A 20042-nucleotide genomic window follows, 5' to 3' on the forward strand; every position below is an offset into this window, starting at 1 on the left:
CCCGCGATGAAACAGCTTCGCTTCTTCCGCTCCCCGCCCGAATCGGGAATTTGCAAGAGATGAACCATCGATTTTCGGCGACGCGCCTCCTGCACGAGAAGCGGCTCGACGGCGCGCTGCTGCGCGCCGCGCAGGCCGAGGGCGAGGCGGTTCTCGCCTCCCTGCACAGCTCACGCGCGGGGCTCAGCGTGCGCGAGGCGGCGCATCGGCTGCGAAGCGTCGGGCTCAATCGCATCGCCCATGAGCGGCGTCCCAGCCTGCTGCGCGAGCTCGCCGGCAGGGCGAAAAATCCGCTCAACGCGCTGCTGCTCGCTCTCGCCGTCGCCTCTTATGCGCTCGGCGATCTGCGCGCTTCGGTCGTCATCGCCGCAATGGTGGTGCTGAGCGTCGGCCTCGCCTTCTTTCAGGAGCATCGCTCCAACGAGGCCGCCGCGCGCTTGCAGGCCATGGTGCGCACGCACGCCTCCGTGCGCCGGCCAGGCGCGCATACGGCGGATAATTTCGTCGAGGAGCCGATCGAGCGGCTGGCGCCGGGCGATATCGTTCGCCTCTCGGCCGGCGACATGATCCCCGCCGATCTGCGCCTGCTGGAGGCCAAGGACCTGTTCGTCAATCAATCGGCGCTGACCGGCGAATCCATGCCGGTGGAGAAATTCGCGCATGCCGCGCCGGCGAGCGACCCTTTCGCCGCGCAAAATCTCGCGCTGATGGGCGCGAATGTGGTCAGCGGCTATGCGACGGCTATCGTCATCGAGACGGGACGGCGCACTTGCCTCGGCGCGCTCGCCGACAAAATGGCCGGCGCGCGCGTCGAGACGAGCTTCGACAAGGGGCTGACGCGCTTCACGCTGCTGATGGTCTTCTTCATGGCGGTGATGGCGCCTGCGGTGTTCGTCATCAATGGCGTCACCAAGGGCGACTGGCTGGAGGCGCTGCTCTTCGCCGTCTCCGTCGCCGTGGGCCTCACGCCCGAAATGCTGCCGATGATCGTGACGGTCAATCTCGCCAAAGGCGCGATCGCCATCGCCAGCAAGAAAGTGATCGTGAAGCGGCTCAACTCTATCCAGAATTTCGGCGCGATGGATGTGCTCTGCACCGACAAGACCGGCACGCTGACGCAGGACCGCATCATATTGAAGCGCCATCTCGACATATTCGGCGAGGAGTCGGACCGCGTTCTCGAATTCGCTTTCCTCAACAGCCATTTTCAATCGGGCTTGAAGAATTTGCTCGATCGCGCCGTGCTCGACCATCACGAATTGGCGACAGCGCTGCGACCCGATCATGAATTCGAGAAGATCGACGAAATTCCTTTCGATTTCGAGCGGCGCCGCCTCTCCGTCGTCGTGCGCCGCGACGACGGCCCGCATCTGCTCATTTGCAAAGGCGCTGTGGAGGAGCTCTTCGCCATTTCTGCGCGCTATGAGACGGAGAAAGATTGCGGCGCGCTCGATCCTTCGCATCTCGAGGCGGCGCAGCGCGAGACCGAGGAGCTGAACGCGGATGGTTTCCGCGTTGTCGCCGTCGCCTATAAGGAGCTGCCGCCGGAGCAGACGAGCTTTTCCGTCGCCGATGAGAGCGCGCTGACGCTGCTCGGCTATATCGCCTTTCTCGATCCGCCCAAGGAGAGCGCGGCGCCGGCCATAGCGGCGCTCGCCAAAGCCGGGGTCGCGGTGAAGATATTGACCGGCGACAATGACATTGTGACGCGCAAGATCTGCAAGGATGTGGGGCTAGAGGTCGGGCGCATCGCGCTCGGGTCGCAGATAGAGTCGATGAGCGAGGAGGATTTGTCGGCTCTCGCGTCGGAGACGAGCGTTTTCGCCAAGCTCTCGCCTCCGCAGAAGGCGCGCGTCATCGACGCGCTGCATCGCAAGGGCCATGTCGTCGGCTATCTCGGCGACGGCATCAATGACGGGCCGGCGCTGAAGGCGGCCGATGTCGGAATTTCGGTCGACACGGCGGTCGACGTCGCCAAGGAGACGGCCGATATCATCTTGCTCGAGAAGAGCCTCGCCGTGCTCGGCGACGGCGTGCTCGAGGGCCGCAAGGTCTTCGCCAACATCACCAAATATATCAAGATGGGCGCGAGCTCGAACTTCGGAAATATGTTCAGCGTGCTCGGCGCGAGCATGTTCCTGCCCTTTCTGCCGATGACGCCCATACAGGTGCTCACCAATAATCTTCTCTATGATTTTTCGCAGACGGCGATCCCGACCGACAATGTCGATGCGGAATATCTCGAGCGGCCGCGCCGCTGGGACATAGACAATATCGCCAAATTCGTGCTCTGCGTCGGGCCGATCAGCTCGATCTTCGATTATGCGACTTTCGCGCTGATGATCTACGCTTTCGGCGCTTGGACCGATCCGGCGCTGTTCCAGAGCGGCTGGTTCGTCGAATCGCTGCTGACGCAGACGCTCATCATCCATATCATCCGCACGGCGCGGATTCCCTTCATCGAGAGTCGCGCGAGCAATGCGCTGCTGCTGACGACGCTCGTCGTCTGCCTCATCGGCGCGGCGCTGCCCTTTTCGCCCATCGCCGGCGTCTTCGGCTTCACGCCGCTGCCGCCGCTCTATTGGCCGGCGATTTTCTCATTCCTGATCTGCTATTCGGTGCTGGCGCATTTGGTGAAGAGCTGGTTCGTGAAGAAATGGGGAATGTGATGGAGGCGGCAACTTCGTGTTCTATTCCTTCTCCCGCTTGCGGGAGAAGGTGGCCCGACGAAGTCGGGTCGGATGAGGGCTCGCTGCGAATGGGGGCGCGGACGACGAATGACTCGAATGCGATCGTGAGCCCTCATCCGACCCCGCCGACAGCCCGGCGCTTGCGACGGGCGTCCTTTCGGACGCCCTATGGCGGGGCCACCTTCTCCCACAAGTGGGAGAAGGGGCGCGCGTTCTGCAAGGATTTTGGAGGCGTCATCGCATGACATTCGGCGCGCAGGACGAGACCGTCCGCTTTCTCATGGCGCGGGGCGAAGACGCGCAGACGATCGTCACGCACATCTCGATCGTCGTGCTGACGAAGGAGCGTGTCTATAAGCTCAAGCGCGATGTCGTCTTTCCCTATCTCGATTTCCATACGCCGCAGATTCGCCTCGCAATGTGCGAGCGCGAATATGCGCTCAACCGCCGCACGGCGCCGCAGCTCTATCTCGCCGTGCGCCGCATCACCCGCGGGAACGATGGCGCTCCCTCATTCGACGGCGACGGCGCGCTCATCGACGCTGTCGTCGAGATGCGGCGCTTCGAGGAAGAAAATCTCCTCGATAATCTCGCCGTCGCCGGCCGTCTCTCTGCGCCGCTCGTCGAGCGTCTCGCCGAGCGCATCGCGCTGTTCCACGATGGCGCGGAAGTGATCGAAGGGCGCGGCGGCGCTTTGGTCATGGCCTCGCTGCTCGATCTCGGCGATGCGAGCTCGCTCGCCAAATCTCCCATTGTCTCGGCGCAGGAGCGCCGCGCGCTCGCCGACGAGCTGCGCGCGGCGGCGCAGACGCATGGCGCGCTGCTCGATCGGCGGCGTGACGCCGGCAAGGTGCGGCGTTGCCATGGCGATCTCACGCTACGCAACATCTGCCTCGTCGACGGCGAGCCGACGCCATTCGATTGCATCGAATTCTCCGACGCGCTGGCGACGATCGATGTGCTCTACGACCTGGCTTTTCTGCTGATGGATCTACGCCGGCGCGGGCTGGATGCGCTCGCCGCTTTCGCGCTCAATCGCTATCTGGATCATCGCGACGAGGCGGAGGGGCTGCCGCTGCTGCCCTTCTTCATGGCGCTGCGCGCCGCGATCCGCGCCGACGTCGCCGCCGCGCGCGCGCTCGACGCCGACGCCGATCACGCCGCGCTGAATATGGAGACGCGCGATTATTTCGATCTCGCTCGTGCGCTGCTGCAGCCCGCGACGCCGCGCATCGTTGCGATCGGCGGGCTCAGCGGCTCCGGCAAGTCCAGCGTCGCGGCGGCTTTGGCGCCGCTCGTCGGCGCCGCGCCCGGCGCGCGAACGCTCAATAGCGATCGGCTACGCAAAAAGCTGTTCGGCGTCGCGGCCACATCGCCGTTGCCGCAAGAGGCCTATACGGCGGCGGTCTCCGCTAAGGTCTATGAGGCGATGCAGAATGAGGCCGCGCGCGTCGCCTCTTTCGGCTGGTGCGTCATCGTCGACGCCGTTTATGCGCGCGAGAGCGAGCGTGATGCGCTCGAGGAGGCGGCGCGGCGCGCGGGCGTTCCTTTTGCTGGCTTTTGGCTAGAGGCGGATGGGCCGCTTCGCGTGTCCCGCGTCGGCGCGCGCAAGGGCGATGTGTCGGATGCGACGCAGGAGATCGCCGCGCGGCAGCGCAATTATGATCTCGGCGAGATGCGATGGACGTGTGTCGATGCTTCCGAAGGGGTGGAGACGATCGCTCGCCGCATTGCGGCGCTGCTTTGAGCGGAAGGCCTCATCGTGGCGGCGTCCATTTTCCGGCCATCGCCCAGTCCGTGACGTCACGAATGCGCACGCCGCCGGTTCGGTCCTGCAGCGCCTGGCCGAAAATGAGTCGCGTGAAAATCGATTTGAGCAGTCTGAGAAGCAATAGCGGCGGCTGCCACGGCCAGAAGCCTTCCGAGCCGAAGCGCTCGGGGAGATCGCTCCCGGAAAAATCAATCGGGTAGAGCTTCGTAATTTCGCGGAACAAGTCATCTGCGTCGTCTCCGGCGACGCCGAGATCGAACACGAGGTCGGTGTCGGGGCCGATATCCTCCTCGCGACAGCTGGTCTCTCGGCTCACAACGGCGATGATCCGACGTTGCGCCTCGGCTCTATTCCAAGGAGCGCTCATGGAATCAGCACCGCCGCGCCTTGCAGACGTCCGTCGCGCAAATCCGCGAGCGCTTCATTGGCCGCAGTCAGCGGATAGCGCGCGACATGCGTGTCGATTCCGACCTGCGGCGCGAGCGCCAGAAATTCGCGCGCGTCCTCGCGCGTGAGATTGGCGACCGAGACGAGCCGGCGCTCCTCCCACAGCAGAGCATAGGGAAATGAGGGAATGTCGCTCATGTGAATGCCGCCGCAGACGACGGTCCCACCCTTGCGCACAGCGGCGAGCGCGCGCGGAACCAGCGCGCCGACGGGCGCGAAGATGATCGCGGCGTCGAGCTTCTCCGGCGGCGCCTCGTCGGAGCCGCCGGCCCAGACGGCGCCGAGCGAGAGCGCGAAATCGCGCGCCGCGGCGTCGCCTGGCCGCACGAAGGCGAAGATGCGCCGTCCTCGCGCGATCGCGACTTGCGCGACGATATGCGCCGCGGCGCCGAAACCGTAAATGCCGATGTCGCGCGCGTCGCCCGCCATCTTCAGCGAGCGCCAGCCGATGAGCCCGGCGCAGAGCAGCGGCGCCAGAGCCGCCGCATCGCCATCGGACGGCAGCGGGAAGCAATAGGAAGCGTCGGCGACCGTATGCGTGGCGTAGCCGCCGTCGCGCGTGTAGCCGGTGAAGAGCGGATCGTCGCAGAGATTCTCGCGGCCGCTGGAGCAATAGGGGCAGCAGCCGCAAGTGTGGCCGAGCCAGGGGACGCCGACTCGCTCTCCAACAGCGAAATCCGTGACGCCGGCGCCGATCGCCGCCACGCGGCCGACGATCTCATGGCCAGGAACGATCGGCAGCTTCGGATGCTCGAGCTCGCCGTCGACGACATGGAGATCGGTGCGGCAGACGCCGCAGGCCTCGACAGCGAGCAGCAATTCGCCGGGGCCGGGGCTGGTCAGGGGACGGCGCTCTGCTTCCAGCGGCGTTTTCGGCCGCCGCAGGACCATGGCGGTCATTTCCGTCATGCGTCGGCGATCCGCTTGAAGAAGAACATGCGGCTATGGCCGGGCGGGAAATCGGCGATCTCGCCGAAGCGCGTGAAGCCGAAGCGCTCATAGAGCGCCGCAGCGCGCGGATCGAAACTGTCGATATAGAGGCCGAGGCAGGCCCGCGTGCGGGCCTCTCCCTCCGCGCGGCGCAGCAGAGCGGTTCCGAGGCCCATGCCCCGACGCTCCGGCGCGACCCATAAATGCCTTATATAGAGCCAGCGCCAGTGGGAGACGCCGTTGAGCCCGCCGATCAGCGCGCCCTTCTCGTCATGGGCGATGGTGGAGAAGGGCGCCTCGTCGCGGGGGCGGAATCTCGCGGCGATCTCGCCGCCGAGCGCCGCCGCGACGGCCGGGCTCTCGCGCGCGAGATCGTGGAAGACGACGGCGAGCGTCTCCGCGGCCGGGGGTGTTTCGGCTAGCGCTTTGTCGGGAGGAGCTTTTTCGATCATGGACCATCTCCCGCAAAGGCGCGCCGCGGCTTTATTCTGGGCGCTCGCCGTTCTTCTCGCAATCGTCCCGTCGGCTCGGGGACGGGAGGCGGCGCGCCGTCTCGTGGATTATCGGCCTGTCTTTCTCGAATGCCATGGGCCGGCGGGCGAGAAGCGCCTCGCCATTCGCCGCATGAGGCTCGACGGCGAGACGGTCGCGCTGACGGTGGATCCGGCGACGCTGGAGACGAGTCTCGAGGCGGAGAGCGTCTGGCGCTGCAGGGAGACGACAGAGGCGGAGCAGAAGGACACGCGCTTTTTGCGCGCCTTGCGGCCGCGGGCAGGCGATCCAGAGGAGCCGCGCCTTGCCGCCGCCGGCCGCAGTCTGTCGATCAGCGCGGGGCTCGGCCATGGGGCGGGGGCGGGCTCTTTTCTCACCGGCGATCTCTGCCCGAGCCGGCGGCCGCTCGACCGCGACTTTCTGCGCCGCTTGGCCGAGCTCGTCCCCGGCGCGCCGGTCGCGCTGTCCGTGTCGGGGCTCTGGATCGAGCGCCATGGGGCGGATTTCGACTGGCTGATGGCCGAGGCGGCGAGCGGGACGCTGCGAATCGACTGGGTCGGCCATTCCTACAGCCACCCTTATGTTCCCCGCCTCGCCGATGGGCAGAATTATCTGCTGCGGCCGGGCGTCGATCTCGACGCCGAGATTTTCCGCGTGGAGCGGCTGCTGATCGAGCGCGGCGCGACTCCTTCCGTATTTTTCCGCTTCCCCGGCCTCGTCGCCGACGCGCGGCTGATGGAGGAGCTGCGCCGCCGCCATCTGATCGCGCTCGGCGCGGACGCTTGGCTGGTGCTGTCGCCGCCGCCGCGGGACGGCTCCATCGTGCTGGTGCATCCCAATGGCAATGAGCCGGCCGGGCTGCGCCTGTTCTTGAGACTGCTGGAGCAGGGCCGGCTGCCGCAGCCGTTCCGGCGGATCGAGGAGGCGCCTGAGTGAGGGCGTTTTGCAAAGAGGCTCACGCTTTGTCATAATCATGCGGCAAGGAGACATGCCATGCCCAGCAACGTTTCACTTGAGCGGGACCTGGAGAGCGCGATCGACCTTCTGGTGTCGAGTGGCCGCTATCGCTCCAAGAGCGAGGTGATCCGCGAGGGGGTCCGGCTGCTCCAAGAGCGCGAAGACCGAATGGCGAAGCTGGACGCCGCGTTGCAGCGCGGCCTCGCCGACGCGCGAGCCGGCCGCACGCATTCCGCCGACGAGGTTTTCGCCGAGCTTCGCGCCCGCTATGGCGGACGAGCGGGGCCTCGCCAGGAATGAAGCTCGTCTTCTCGGCCGAGGCGCGCGCCGATCTTCTCCAGATCGGCGACTTTATAGCGCGCGATAACCCTGCGCGTGCGTTTACCTTCGTCGAAGAGCTCGAATCGCGCTGCCGCGCATTGCCGGCGACGCCTCTGGCCTATCCTCTTCTCCCCGGTCGAGAAGCGAGCGGCGTTCGCCGCCTGGTCCACGGCAATTATTTGATTTTCTACCAAGTCTTGGACGAGGCGGTGGTCGTCCTGCATGTCCTCTGGGGCGCTAGGGACTATGAGCCGCTGCTGTTTCCAAAGCGCTGATCTCGCCCTCTCGGGTAAGCTTCCCCTTACATTGACAAGGGTTCGGCCGCCTCTTATCTCTCGCCCGTCGTCGCGCCACAGCCGTGAGCGCGAGCGCGCGGCCGCGCCCGCCGACCTTTCGAAAAGAAATTGGCAAATCGAAAGGAACATGTGCGAAAAGGCGGCCTCCGCCGGCTCATCGCCGGAGGCTCATCTAGAAAGGTTTGCGCATGCTCGGCGCTCTCGCCAAGAAGATTTTTGGCTCGGCCAACGACCGCCGGCTCAAGACCTATCAGCCGAAGGTCAAGGCGATCAACGCTTTGGAGCCCGAGCTCGCTGCTTTGTCCGATGAGGCGCTGCGTGGGCGCACCGAAGAGTTCCGCGAACAGCTCGCGAACGGCGCGCGACTCGACGACCTGCTCGTCCCGGCCTTCGCCACCGTCCGCGAGGCGGCCAAGCGCGTGCTCGGCCAGAGGCATTTCGATGTGCAGCTGATCGGCGGCATGGTGCTGCACGAGGGCGCCATCGCCGAGATGCGCACCGGCGAGGGCAAGACGCTGGTGGCGACGCTCGCGGTTTATCTCAACGCGCTGCCCGGCCGCGGCGTTCATGTCGTCACCGTCAACGACTATCTCGCCCGCCGCGACGCCGAATGGATGGGCCGGGTCTATCGCTTCCTCGGCCTCAGCGTCGGCGTCATCGTCCATGATATTTCGGACGAGGAGCGCGCCGACGCCTACGCCAGCGACATCACCTATGGCACTAATAACGAGTTCGGCTTCGACTATCTGCGCGACAATATGAAATATGAGCTGGCGCAAATGGTGCAGCGCCCGCATGTCTACGCCATCGTCGACGAAGTGGATTCGATCCTCATCGACGAGGCGCGCACGCCGCTCATCATTTCCGGCCATTCCGACGACAAATCCGATCTCTACAACGCCATCGACAGACTGATCCCCAAGCTCGACAAGGAAGATTACGAGCTCGACGAGAAGCAGCGCACCGTCAATCTGACGGAGGCCGGCAATGAGCATATGGAGGAGCTGCTGGCCGAGGCCGGCGTGCTCGCCGACGGCGCGCTCTACGAGGCGCAGAACGTCACGCTCGTTCACCATGTCAATCAAGGCTTGCGCGCGCACAAGCTGTTCCAGCGCGACAAGGATTACATCGTCCGCAAGGGCGAGGTCGTCATCATCGACGAGTTCACCGGCCGCATGATGCCGGGCCGGCGCTATTCGGAAGGGCTGCATCAGGCGCTCGAGGCCAAGGAGCGGCAGACGGTCCAGCCGGAGAACGTCACCCTCGCCTCCATCACCTTCCAGAATTATTTCCGCCTCTATGAGAAGCTCGCCGGCATGACCGGCACGGCCTCGACGGAAGCCGACGAATTCGCCGAGATCTACAAGCTCGACGTGATCGAAATCCCGACCAACCGTCCGGTGCAGCGCATCGACGAGGACGACGAGGTCTATCGCACCGGCCGCGAGAAGCTCGACGCCATCGCGAGCGAGATCGAGGCGGCGAACGCCAAAATGCAGCCGCTGCTCGTCGGCACGACGTCGATCGAGAAATCCGAGCAGCTCGCCGAATTCCTGCTCTCCAAGGGCTATAAGCAGATCGACTTCTCCGAGCCGACAAAGGCGCTCGCCAAGCTTTATGAGGCGGCGCGCAGCGGCCAGCCGTCGCGGCAGTTCGCCGTGCTCAACGCGCGCTTCCACGAGCAGGAGGCCTATATCGTCGCCGAGGCCGGCGTGCCGGGCGCGATCACCATCGCCACCAACATGGCCGGCCGCGGCACCGACATTCAGCTGGGCGGCAATATAGAGATGCGCGTCGCGCAGGAATGCGCCGGGCTCGACGGCGCCGCCCGCGAGGCGAAGGAGGCCGAGATTCGCGCCGAGATCGCCGAATTCAAGGAGAAAGCGCTCGTCGCCGGCGGCCTCTACATCATCGGCACGGAGCGTCACGAGAGCCGCCGCATCGACAATCAGCTGCGCGGCCGCTCGGGCCGCCAGGGCGATCCCGGCCGCTCGAAATTCTTCCTGTCGCTGCAGGACGATCTCATGCGCATCTTCGGCTCCGAGCGCATGGAGTCGATGCTGGTGAAGCTCGGCCTGCAGGAGGGCGAGGCGATCGTCCATCCCTGGATCAACAAGGCGCTCGAGAAAGCGCAGCACAAGGTCGAGGCGCGCAACTTCGACATCCGCAAGAACATCCTCAAATTCGACAATGTCATGAACGACCAGCGCAAGGTGATCTTCGAGCGCCGGCGCGAGATCATGGCGGAGGAGAGCGTCGCGGAGGCGGTCAACGAGATGCGCGAGGATGTCGTCGCCGAGCTCGTCGCCAAGCATATTCCGCATGACGCCTATGCCGAGGCCTGGGACGCCGAGGGCCTCGCCGAGGCGGCGCGCGCGCAGCTCAATCTCGATCTGCCGATCGAGAATTGGGCGAAGGAAGAAGGCATAGCCGACGAGGAGATCAAGGAGCGCCTGCTCGCCGCGGCGAACCAGTCCTACGCCGAGCGCGTCGAGCGCAACACCGAGCAGCTCTCGCGCATGATCGAGAAGCAGGTGGTGCTGCAGGCGCTCGATCATTTGTGGCGCGACCATCTCGTCGTGCTCGATCATCTCCGCCAGGTGATCGGCTGGCGCGGCATGGCGCAACGCGATCCGCTCAACGAATACAAGTCCGAGGCGCTGGAGCTGTTCCGCAGCCTGATGACGCATTGGGACGAGACCGTCACTTCGCAGCTGATGCGGGTCGAGGTCTCCTTCGAGGCGCCGCCGGCTCCGGCCGAATTGCCGCCCATGGAATATGTCCATCCGGATCCGAACGCCGCCGGCGGCGGCGAGAGCGCGCTCGCCGAGCTCAACGCCCGGCTCGCGGCCGCCGATTTCTCGTCGTCGGCGATGGTCGGCGGCGCGGTGGCGGAGGCCGACGCCGTGCGCGATCCCGCCAATCCCGCGACATGGGGCAAGGTCGGCCGCAACGAGGCCTGCCCCTGCGGCTCGGGCAAGAAGTTCAAGCACTGCCACGGCGCATTGGTGTGAAGAGAGGCAGGGGGCAATAGGCAGTCGGCAGTCGGACGAACGACCGCTCCACCGCCGCCCGATCGCCCACTGCTATTGCCTTTCCATAGGAGCCCTCGTGTCGAAGATCGATTTCTCCAAGGTCCTCATCGCGCAAGGCGGCGGACCGACCGCCGTCATCAATCAGTCTCTCGTCGGCGCCGTGCTGGAGTCGCGCAAGTTCCGCACGGTCGAGCGCGTCTATGGCGCCTATCATGGCGTGCGCGGAATCGTGAATGAGGATTTCGTCGATCTGACGCAGGAGACGACGCATAATCTCGAGATGGTCGCCTGCACACCCTCCTCGGCGCTGGGCTCGACGCGCGACAAGCCCGATCTCAAATATTGCCACGAGATCTTCGAGGTGTTGCGCGCGCATGAGATCGGCTGCTTCTTCTACATAGGCGGCAATGACAGCTCCGACACGGTGCGCATCGTCTCCGAGGAAGCCATCAAGGCCGATTATCCGCTGCGCGTCGTGCATATTCCGAAGACGATCGACAATGATCTGATGATCAATGATCACACGCCGGGCTTTCCCTCGGCGGCGCGCTGGGTGGCGCAGGCCTTCGCCGGCGCCAATCTCGACAATTGGGCGCTGCCCGGCGTCTATATCGCCGTGGTCATGGGCCGCCATGCGGGCTTTCTCACCGCGGCTTCCGCGCTCGGCAAGAAATTCCCCGATGACGGGCCGCATCTCATCTATGTTCCCGAGCGTGTCTTCGACACGGAGCGTTTCCTCGCCGACGTCAAAGCGACGATGGACAAATATGGGCGCTGCGTCGTGGCGGTCTCGGAGGGAATCTCCGACGAGAACCACACGCCGATCGCGGTCAAGCTCGCCGAGCAGGTGGAGAAGGACGCGCATGGCAATGTGCATCTGGGCGGCGGCGCTCTCGCCGATATGCTGACCGAGCTCGTCAAGACGAAGCTCGGCTTGAAGCGCGTGCGCGCCGACACTTTCGGCTATGTGCAGCGCAGCTTCGTCGGCTGCGTCTCCGATGTGGATCAGCGCGAGGCGCGCGAGGTCGGCGAGAAGGCGGTGCAGTTCGCGCTCTGGGGCGATCGCGACGGCTCCGTGACGATACACCGCACGGGATTCTACTCTGTGGATTATCGGCTCACGCCGCTCTTGGAGGTCGCCGGCAAGACCAAGGTGATGCCGGCCGAGTTTCTGACCGCGGATGGCACGGATGTCACTGACGCCTTCCGGCTTTATCTGCGTCCTCTGCTCGGCTCGGGAATGCCGGATGCGTACAGGCTCCGCTTGAATCCTGTCGCCAAAAAACTGAGAACGTAACGTCTCGAGACTGTCGCACATTCGGCGACGCCCTGGGTCAAGAGCTTGATTTCCAGGGAATTTACTCTTTAGAAGGGGGAGGCGCCGAGAAAAGGCGCAGGCCCTCTTCCCAAGGCGCGATTCTTGCTTGATTTATATGCGGGCGTCGTGGTTGCATTACGGGCCGGGACTTATAGACTGGCATCCGCGGTAGACGCCGGAGGCTGGGGGACGGGGGAGAGCGGCGGGCCAGGGCCTGTTTGCACCTTTTGTTAGGCCCTCGCTGATATCGAGTGAGGTTGGTTCGATTCGCCACAGCGGGCCGATCGGTCAGGAGACGAGACATGAGCAAGGTCGGCAGCAGCGATTCGAAGAACACGCTCTACTGCTCATTTTGTGGCAAGAGCCAGCATGAGGTGCGCAAGCTCATCGCCGGTCCGACGGTTTTCATCTGCGACGAATGCGTCGAGCTCTGCATGGACATCATCCGCGAGGAGAACAAGTCCATCGTCAAGCAGCGCGACGGCATTCCGACGCCGCGCGAGATCTGCAAGGTCCTCGACGATTATGTGATCGGCCAGGCGCAGGCCAAGCGAGTGCTCTCGGTCGCCGTGCACAATCACTACAAGCGTCTCAATCACGCCGCCAAGCATGGCGACGTCGAGCTGGCGAAATCCAATATTCTGCTGATCGGCCCGACCGGCGTCGGCAAGACGATGCTGGCGCAGACGCTGGCGCGCATCCTCGACGTGCCCTTCACAATGGCCGACGCGACGACGCTCACCGAGGCGGGCTATGTCGGCGAGGATGTCGAGAATATCATCCTCAAGCTGCTGCAGGCCTCCGACTATAATGTCGAGCGCGCGCAGCGCGGCATCGTCTATGTCGACGAGATCGACAAGATCTCGCGCAAATCCGACAATCCGTCGATCACGCGCGATGTGTCGGGCGAGGGCGTGCAGCAGGCGCTGCTGAAGATCATGGAAGGCACCATCGCCTCCGTGCCTCCGCAGGGCGGGCGCAAGCATCCGCAGCAGGAATTTCTGCAGGTCGACACGACCAACATCCTCTTCATCTGCGGCGGCGCCTTCGCCGGCCTCGAGAAGATCATCTCGTCGCGCGGCCGGGGCACCTCCATCGGCTTCGGCGCCAATGTGCAGGCGCCGGACGAGCGCCGCACGGGCGACATCTTCCGCCATGTGCAGCCCGAGGATCTGCTGAAGTTCGGATTGATTCCCGAATTCGTCGGCCGTCTGCCGGTGATCGCGACGCTCGAGGATCTCGACGAGGAAGCGCTGAAGCGCATCCTCACCGAACCGAAGAATGCGCTGGTCAAGCAGTATCAGCGGCTGTTCGAGATGGAGAGCACCGAGCTCACCTTCCAGGACGAGGCGCTCTCTTCCGTCGCCCGCAAGGCGATCGAGCGTCACACCGGCGCGCGCGGCCTTCGCTCCATCATGGAAGGCATTCTGCTCGACACCATGTTCGAGCTGCCGGGCCTCGAGGGCGTCGAGCAGGTCGTCATCGGCCCCGAGGTCGTCGAAGGCAAGGCGCGTCCGCTCTACATTTACGCAGAGCGTAACGAGAAGAGCGGCGGCGCGAGCGCCTGACGCTTTTTTGGGCGGGAGAGCGCGATCTTTTTCGCAGCTCCCGCCCAACCTGCTACATGCGTCTGATTTTTCAGTATCTTGAATCGTTCTGCCGCTAGGCCCATTTGTTGCGTAATCGCCTTCGACGCCGTTCGTGCGTGAGCGGGTCTCTCGAGAAGGCGGATTTCCGCCGGATTGTCGGGCCTGGAACTTGCAAGCGTCCCTTTAACGTCAGAAGCGTCCCTTTGCGTCAGAGCGTCGCCTCGCCCCGCTTCCCCCGCGGGGAGCGAAACGGAACAGGAAAAAAGATATGACGAACGAAAAGCGCAATTCCATCGTTCCCGGCGCAATCGAGAGTTATCCGGTTCTGCCGCTGCGCGACATAGTGGTCTTTCCGCATATGATCGTTCCGCTCTTCGTCGCGCGCGACAAGTCGATCCGCGCGCTGGAAGAGGTGACGAAGTCCGAGCGGCTCATTCTGCTCGCGACGCAGAAGAATGCGGGCGACGACGATCCGGCTCCCGACGCGATATATTCCATCGGCACGCTCGCTTCCGTGCTGCAGCTGCTGAAGCTGCCCGACGGCACTGTCAAAGTGCTGGTGGAAGGCGTCGGCCGCGCCAAGGTGCGCAACTACACCCGCGTCGATGAATATCACGAGGCCGACGCCGAGGCGCTCGGCGACGAGATCGATCAGCCCGTCGAGGTGGAGGCGCTCGGCCGCTCCGTCATCGCCGAGTTCGACTCTTATGTGAAGCTCAACAAGAAGGTCTCGCCGGAGATCGCCGCCGCCGTCACGCAGATCGACGATTTCTCCAAGCTCGCCGACACGGTGGCCTCGCATCTCTCGGTGAAGATCGCCGAGAAGCAGGATGTGCTGGAGACGATCGCCGTCGCCAAGCGCCTGGAGAAATGCCTCGCGCTGATGGAGAGCGAAATCTCCGTGCTGCAGGTGGAGAAGCGCATCCGCACACGCGTCAAGCGCCAGATGGAGAAGACGCAGCGCGAGTATTATCTCAACGAGCAGATGAAGGCGATCCAGAAGGAGCTGGGCGACGAGGACGGCAAGGACGATCTCGCCGAGCTCGAGGAGCGCATCAAGAACACGAAGCTCTCCAAGGAGGCGCGCGACAAGGCCGTCGCCGAGTTCAAGAAGCTGCGTCAAATGTCGCCCATGTCCGCGGAAGCGACGGTGGTGCGCAATTATCTCGACTGGCTGCTGGCGCTGCCCTGGGGCAAGAAGTCCAAGATCAAGCGCGATCTCGAGGCGGCGCAGAGCGTGCTCGACGCCGATCACTTCGGCCTCGAGAAGGTCAAGGAGCGCATTCTCGAATATCTCGCCGTGCAGAGCCGCGCCAATAAGCTGACCGGCCCGATCCTGTGCCTCGTCGGTCCGCCCGGCGTCGGCAAGACCTCGCTCGGCAAGTCGATCGCCAAGGCCACGGGCCGCGAATTCGTGCGCATGTCGCTCGGCGGCGTGCGCGACGAGGCGGAGATTCGCGGCCATCGCCGCACCTATATCGGCTCCATGCCCGGCAAGATCATCCAGTCGATGCGCAAGGCGAAGACGTCCAACCCGCTCTTCCTGCTCGACGAGATCGACAAGATGGGCATGGACTTCCGCGGCGATCCGTCGTCCGCCCTGCTCGAAGTGCTCGATCCGGAGCAGAACGCGACTTTCGCGGATCACTATCTCGAGGTCGATTACGATCTGTCCAATGTCATGTTCGTGACGACGTCGAACACGTTGAACATCCCTGCGCCTCTGATGGACCGCATGGAGCTCATCCGCATCGCCGGCTATACGGAAGACGAGAAGGCCGAGATCGCGCGCAAGCATCTCATTCCGAATGCTGTGAAGAAGCACGGCCTCGCCGCCGACGAATGGTCGATCGACGATGAGGCGCTGCTGACGCTGGTGCGCCGCTACACGCGGGAAGCCGGCGTGCGCAATCTCGAGCGCGAGATCTCCAATCTCGCCCGCAAGGCGGTGAAGGAAATTCTGCTCTCCAAGGAGAAGGGCAAGAAGGTCTTTGTCACCAACGACAACATCACCGATTATCTCGGCGTGCATAAGTTCCGCTACGGCGAGGCGGAGCTCGAGGATCAGGTGGGCGTCGTCACCGGCCTCGCAGTCACCGGCGTCGGCGGCGAGCTGCTGACGATCGAGGGCGTGATGATGCCCGGCAAGGGCAAGATGACCGTCACCGGCAATCTGCAGGATGTGATGAAGGAGTCGATCTCCGCCGCCGCATCATACGTGCGCTCCCGCGCCGTCGATTTCGGCATCGAGCCGCCTTTGTTCGACCGCCGCGACATCCATGTGCATGTGCCGGAAGGCGCGACGCCCAAGGATGGCCCCTCGGCCGGCACGGCGATGGCGACGACGATCGTCTCGATCCTCACCGGCATTCCGGTGCGCCGCGACATCGCCATGACCGGCGAGATCACGCTGCGCGGTCGCGTGCTGCCGATCGGCGGGTTGAAGGAGAAGCTGCTGGCGGCGCTGCGCGGCGGCCTCAAGAAGGTGCTGATCCCGGAAGAGAACGCCAAGGATCTGGCCGATATTCCGGACTCGGTGAAGAATGGTCTCGAGGTCGTGCCGGTCTCGCGAATGGACGAGGTGCTCGCTCATGCGCTCGTGCGTCAGCCGACGCCGATCGTCTGGGAGGAGCCCGCGGCTCAGATCGCCAAGACAGTCGTCGAGGACGACGCGGCCGGCGTGCGCGCCCACTGAAGGCTCCGGCCCCTTCGCCTGCGGCTTTGCCGCGGGGGAGGGGCCGCCCGGCCTCGCGCCAGTCCGCGCAACGCCCCGGTTTCCGCCCCTTTCCAGCGCATCTTGCCCTCAGGCGCCCGGAATTCCAAGGATTCCGGCGTCGCGCTTTCTTCTAACCCTTGCTTTTACTGAGATTCAAGCACATCACTCCACTGTGCCGGGTCCGAGCGATTCGACGCCGCTCGATTTTCGGCGCTCAGCCCATGTCGACGACCGGCTCCCGGCGGAAGCAGGAGGGATGAGACCATGGTCAATAAATTGGAACTGGTCGAGCATGTCGCCGAGGCGACCGAAACGTCGAAGGCCGCCGCCGCCGCCGCCCTCGATGCGGTGATCGACGGCATCACCCTGGCTCTCAAGAAGGGCGAAGAGGTGCGTCTCGTCGGTTTCGGCACTTTCTCGGTCAAGAAGCGCGCGGAGGGCAAGGGCCGTAATCCCGCGACCGGCGAAGAGATCACGATTCCCGCTTCCACGAGCGCCCGCTTCAAGCCCGGCGCCACGCTCAAAGCCGAGCTCAACAAGACCAAATAGCCGAAAGCGCAAACCGGCCGAGCAGGCAGGCTCCGCCGCCGCTCGCCCCTTTCGACTGGAATTCAGGCTCGCCGCCGGGGCGCGACCGTCGCCGGCGGCATTGTCGTCTCTCGCCTCGCGCGACGCGTCTTGCGCGGAGGGGGCGCCCTCCCCTAAAACATGCGGCGTCGATCCTGGTCGGCGTGCGGGCGGTTAGCTCAGTCGGTAGAGCGTCTCGTTTACACCGAGAGGGTCGGCGGTTCGAGCCCGTCACCGCCCACCATGCCGCGATTTCGGGAGAGGCCCGCGCGAGCGGCAGAGCATTCGGCCGCCGGCGAATGGCGGCGACAAAGGGCGGCGAATGGCCGCTTCGGGGATCGAGGACGCAGCGCCGACAGCATGAGCCGTAATTTCGTCCTTCTCCTCGTCTCGGCCGCGCTGAGCGCGGCGGCTTCGGCCAAGGCCGAGGAGATGTCCTTCCGTCTCGCGACGACGGCGAACGATCATTGCGCCGAGCATTGCCCGCGCGTCATCGTGGCGGAGGGCGAGATCGTCGAGGACACGGCCGACGCTTTCGTCGGCTTTCTGCGCGAGCAGGGGCGCGAGACCGAGCTGCGCAGCATCGTGCTGCTGGATTCGCCCGGCGGCCGCGTGGTCGCCTCCATGCAGCTCGGGCAGGCGCTGCGCCGGCTCGGCATGGCGGTGATCGTCGCGCGCGTCGAGCCGGAGAGCGGCGCGCTCGTTTCCGGGCGCTGCTATTCCGCTTGCGTCTATGCGCTGATGGGCGGCCGCAAGCGGGTGATTCCGCGCCAGAGCCGGGTCGGCGTGCATCGCATGTTCAATTATGTCGACGGCGTCGATCCGAGGAGCGGCGAGACGCTGCGCGAGCGCCGCTACGACGATGGCGGAATGCGCCGCACTCTGGCCCGCTACAGCGCCTCCATGGGCGTGAGCCAGGATCTGATCGCGCTGGCCGAGCGCACCTCGCCCGATCGCGTCCATCTTCTTTCCGCCGCCGAGATCGCCCGCTGGCGTCTCGGCTCGCCAAAGCTGTAAAAGAGCCGCCGAGCGGGGAACTCCTCGGCGCATCCACTCAACCGGCAGGATTGGTCGTTCCATGAAACATATCATCGATGGTCTCGAGCAGCGGCGCGATTCGGCGCGTCTCGGCGGCGGCGTCAAGCGCATCGACGCGCAACATGCGCGCGGCAAGCTCACGGCGCGCGAGCGCATCGATCTGCTGCTCGATCACGGCTCTTTCGAGGAGTTCGACATGTTCGTCGAGCACCGCTGCGCCGATTTCGGCATGGACAAGGGCGAGAAAATTTCCGGCGACGGCGTCGTCACCGGCTGGGGCACGGTCAATGGCCGCGCCGTCTTCGTCTTCGCCAAGGATTTCACCGTCTTCGGCGGCTCTCTCTCGGAGACCCACGCGCAGAAGATCACCAAGCTGCAGGATATGGCGCTGAAGAACAGGGCGCCGATCATCGGCCTGTTCGACGCCGGCGGCGCGCGCATTCAGGAGGGCGTCGCGGCGCTCGGGGGCTATGGCGAGGTGTTCCAGCGCAATGTGATGGCCTCGGGCGTCATTCCGCAGATTTCCGTCATCATGGGCCCCTGCGCCGGCGGCGACGTCTATTCGCCGGCCATGACCGACTTCATCTTCATGGTGCGCGACACGAGCTATATGTTCGTCACCGGCCCGGATGTGGTGAAGACCGTCACCAATGAGACGGTGACGGCCGAGGAGCTGGGCGGCGCCTCTGTGCACACCACCAAGAGCTCCATCGCCGACAAGGCCTATGACAATGACGTCGAGGCGCTGCTGCAGATGCGCAGGCTCATCGACTTCCTGCCCTCCTCCAATAAGGAGGAGCCGCCGGAATGGCCGAGCTTCGACGAGGCGGAGCGCCTGGACGCCTCGCTCGACACTCTGGTCCCCGACAATCCGAACAAGCCCTATGACATCAAAGAGCTGATCACGAAGATCGCCGATGAGGGCGATTTCTTCGAGATTCAGGAGACGCACGCCAAGAACATCGTCGTCGGCTTCGGCCGCATCGAGGGCCGCACGGTCGGCTTCGTCGCCAATCAGCCCATGGTGCTGGCCGGCGTGCTCGATATCGACGCTTCGAAGAAGGCGGCGCGCTTCGTGCGTTTCTGCGATTGTTTCAATATTCCGATCGTCACTTTCGTCGACGTTCCGGGCTTCTTGCCCGGCACGGCGCAGGAATATGGCGGCCTCATCAAGCATGGCGCCAAGCTCCTCTTCGCCTATGCCGAGGCCACTGTGCCGAAAGTGACGCTGATCACGCGCAAGGCCTTCGGCGGCGCCTATGACGTCATGGCCTCCAAGCATTTGCGCGGCGATGTGAACTACGCCTGGCCCTCGGCGCAGATCGCCGTCATGGGCGCAAAGGGCGCGGTCGAGATCATCTTCCGAGCCGATATCGGCGACGCCGAGAAGATCGCCCAGCGCACCAAGGAATATGAGGATCGCTTCCTGTCGCCCTTCGTCGCCGCCGAGCGCGGCTATATCGACGAGGTGATCATGCCGAGCGCGACGCGCAAGCGCATCGCCCGGGCGCTCGCCCTGCTGCGCCACAAAGAATTGGAAAATCCCTGGAAGAAGCACGACAACATCCCGCTCTGACCCATCCTTTCGGATAGGTCGGCGCGCCGGCTCCCCGGGTGGGCCGGCGCGCCTTTCCGCTCGAGCGGAGAACAGCCTGCCCCGAAGTCGGGCGCCCGCCGCACAATTTCATTCCAGCGGCGGGCTTTTTCAGATGACAAAGCATTCGGCCTGTCATAATGTCCCTTTCGCCGAGCTGGCTAAAAACATTTGAACGCAGAAAGCGTTCGACAATCGCTGGCTGAGGTCCAAGTCGGGGAGGACGCCGGAACTCTGCACGTCTCGCGAGACGCTCCATACTATTCTCGCGGATGGCGCCT

15 protein-coding genes and 1 tRNA gene are annotated in these 20042 nt (G+C 64.6%); 13 read left to right on the plus strand and 3 right to left on the minus strand.

Annotated features, from left to right (window positions below; genetic code table 11):
• The first annotated feature begins 59 nt into the window (after positions 1-59).
• Together mgtA and KP010_RS19225 are read left to right on the plus strand one after the other, a co-directional pair.
• Complete coding sequence (mgtA, locus tag KP010_RS19220; protein ID WP_246659960.1) at positions 60-2669, plus strand: magnesium-translocating P-type ATPase; 2610 nt, start codon at positions 60-62, stop codon at positions 2667-2669.
• A gap of 262 nt (positions 2670-2931) precedes the next feature.
• On the plus strand, positions 2932-4437 hold the full coding sequence (locus tag KP010_RS19225; protein ID WP_142864031.1) for an AAA family ATPase: 1506 nt from the start codon (positions 2932-2934) through the stop codon (positions 4435-4437).
• A 10-nt stretch (positions 4438-4447) separates the two neighbouring features.
• Here the strand turns inward: KP010_RS19225 and KP010_RS19230 are convergent, their stop codons facing one another.
• From KP010_RS19230 to KP010_RS19240, 3 genes are read right to left on the minus strand one after another with little or no spacing between them, the layout of a single operon-like run.
• Positions 4448-4828, minus strand: a complete 381-nt coding sequence (locus KP010_RS19230; protein WP_166142726.1) for an acyl carrier protein — start codon at positions 4826-4828, stop codon at positions 4448-4450.
• Positions 4825-5808, minus strand: a complete 984-nt coding sequence (locus KP010_RS19235; RefSeq protein ID WP_210244319.1) for a zinc-dependent alcohol dehydrogenase family protein — start codon at positions 5806-5808, stop codon at positions 4825-4827. The genes KP010_RS19230 and KP010_RS19235 overlap by 4 nt, the downstream gene beginning before the upstream one ends.
• 5 nt (positions 5809-5813) lie before the next feature.
• Positions 5814-6290 carry a GNAT family N-acetyltransferase gene (locus KP010_RS19240; protein WP_142864034.1) on the minus strand — a complete coding sequence of 159 codons (477 nt, stop codon included), beginning with the start codon at positions 6288-6290 and terminating at the stop codon, positions 5814-5816.
• Between KP010_RS19240 and KP010_RS19245 the strand changes: the two genes are divergently transcribed.
• The 11 genes from KP010_RS19245 (at position 6289) to KP010_RS19295 (ending at position 19743) form a co-directional block, all read left to right on the plus strand.
• Positions 6289-7266 (plus strand): polysaccharide deacetylase, encoded by a 978-nt coding sequence (locus KP010_RS19245; RefSeq protein WP_142864035.1) that lies wholly within the window; start codon positions 6289-6291, stop codon positions 7264-7266. The two genes, KP010_RS19240 and KP010_RS19245, sit on opposite strands and share 2 nt — an antisense overlap.
• Positions 7267-7323: 57 nt before the next feature.
• The gene (locus tag KP010_RS19250) at positions 7324-7587 is read left to right on the plus strand and encodes a type II toxin-antitoxin system ParD family antitoxin (protein ID WP_142864036.1); all 264 of its coding nucleotides are present in this window, start codon (positions 7324-7326) and stop codon (positions 7585-7587) included.
• The gene (locus KP010_RS19255; RefSeq protein WP_142864037.1) at positions 7584-7883 is read left to right on the plus strand and encodes a type II toxin-antitoxin system RelE/ParE family toxin; all 300 of its coding nucleotides are present in this window, start codon (positions 7584-7586) and stop codon (positions 7881-7883) included. Before KP010_RS19250 ends, KP010_RS19255 begins: the two co-directional genes overlap by 4 nt.
• A gap of 209 nt (positions 7884-8092) precedes the next feature.
• Complete coding sequence (gene secA / locus KP010_RS19260) at positions 8093-10918, plus strand: preprotein translocase subunit SecA (protein WP_216281339.1); 2826 nt, start codon at positions 8093-8095, stop codon at positions 10916-10918.
• 97 nt (positions 10919-11015) lie between these two features.
• Positions 11016-12236, plus strand: coding sequence for a 6-phosphofructokinase (locus KP010_RS19265; protein ID WP_142864039.1), 1221 nt, complete (start codon positions 11016-11018; stop codon positions 12234-12236).
• Between the two features lie 323 nt (positions 12237-12559).
• Positions 12560-13825 carry an ATP-dependent Clp protease ATP-binding subunit ClpX gene (gene clpX, locus KP010_RS19270; protein WP_018266556.1) on the plus strand — a complete coding sequence of 422 codons (1266 nt, stop codon included), beginning with the start codon at positions 12560-12562 and terminating at the stop codon, positions 13823-13825.
• 289 nt (positions 13826-14114) lie between these two features.
• A complete protein-coding gene (lon, locus tag KP010_RS19275) occupies positions 14115-16541 on the plus strand; it encodes an endopeptidase La (protein ID WP_108917601.1) in 2427 nt (808 codons plus the stop codon).
• Positions 16542-16826: 285 nt separating this feature from the next.
• Positions 16827-17111, plus strand: a complete 285-nt coding sequence (locus tag KP010_RS19280) for an HU family DNA-binding protein (RefSeq protein ID WP_108917602.1) — start codon at positions 16827-16829, stop codon at positions 17109-17111.
• A 186-nt stretch (positions 17112-17297) separates the two neighbouring features.
• Positions 17298-17373: transfer RNA gene (locus tag KP010_RS19285), tRNA-Val, on the plus strand.
• 116 nt (positions 17374-17489) lie between these two features.
• Entirely contained in the window at positions 17490-18146 is a 657-nt protein-coding gene (locus KP010_RS19290) for a hypothetical protein (RefSeq protein WP_108917603.1), read from the plus strand.
• 61 nt (positions 18147-18207) lie between these two features.
• Complete coding sequence (locus tag KP010_RS19295) at positions 18208-19743, plus strand: acyl-CoA carboxylase subunit beta (protein WP_108917604.1); 1536 nt, start codon at positions 18208-18210, stop codon at positions 19741-19743.
• The last annotated feature ends 299 nt before the right edge of the window (positions 19744-20042 follow it).

The organism is Methylosinus sp. KRF6 (genome assembly GCF_018887255.1).
Classification (GTDB): Bacteria; Pseudomonadota; Alphaproteobacteria; order Rhizobiales; family Beijerinckiaceae; genus Methylosinus; species Methylosinus sporium.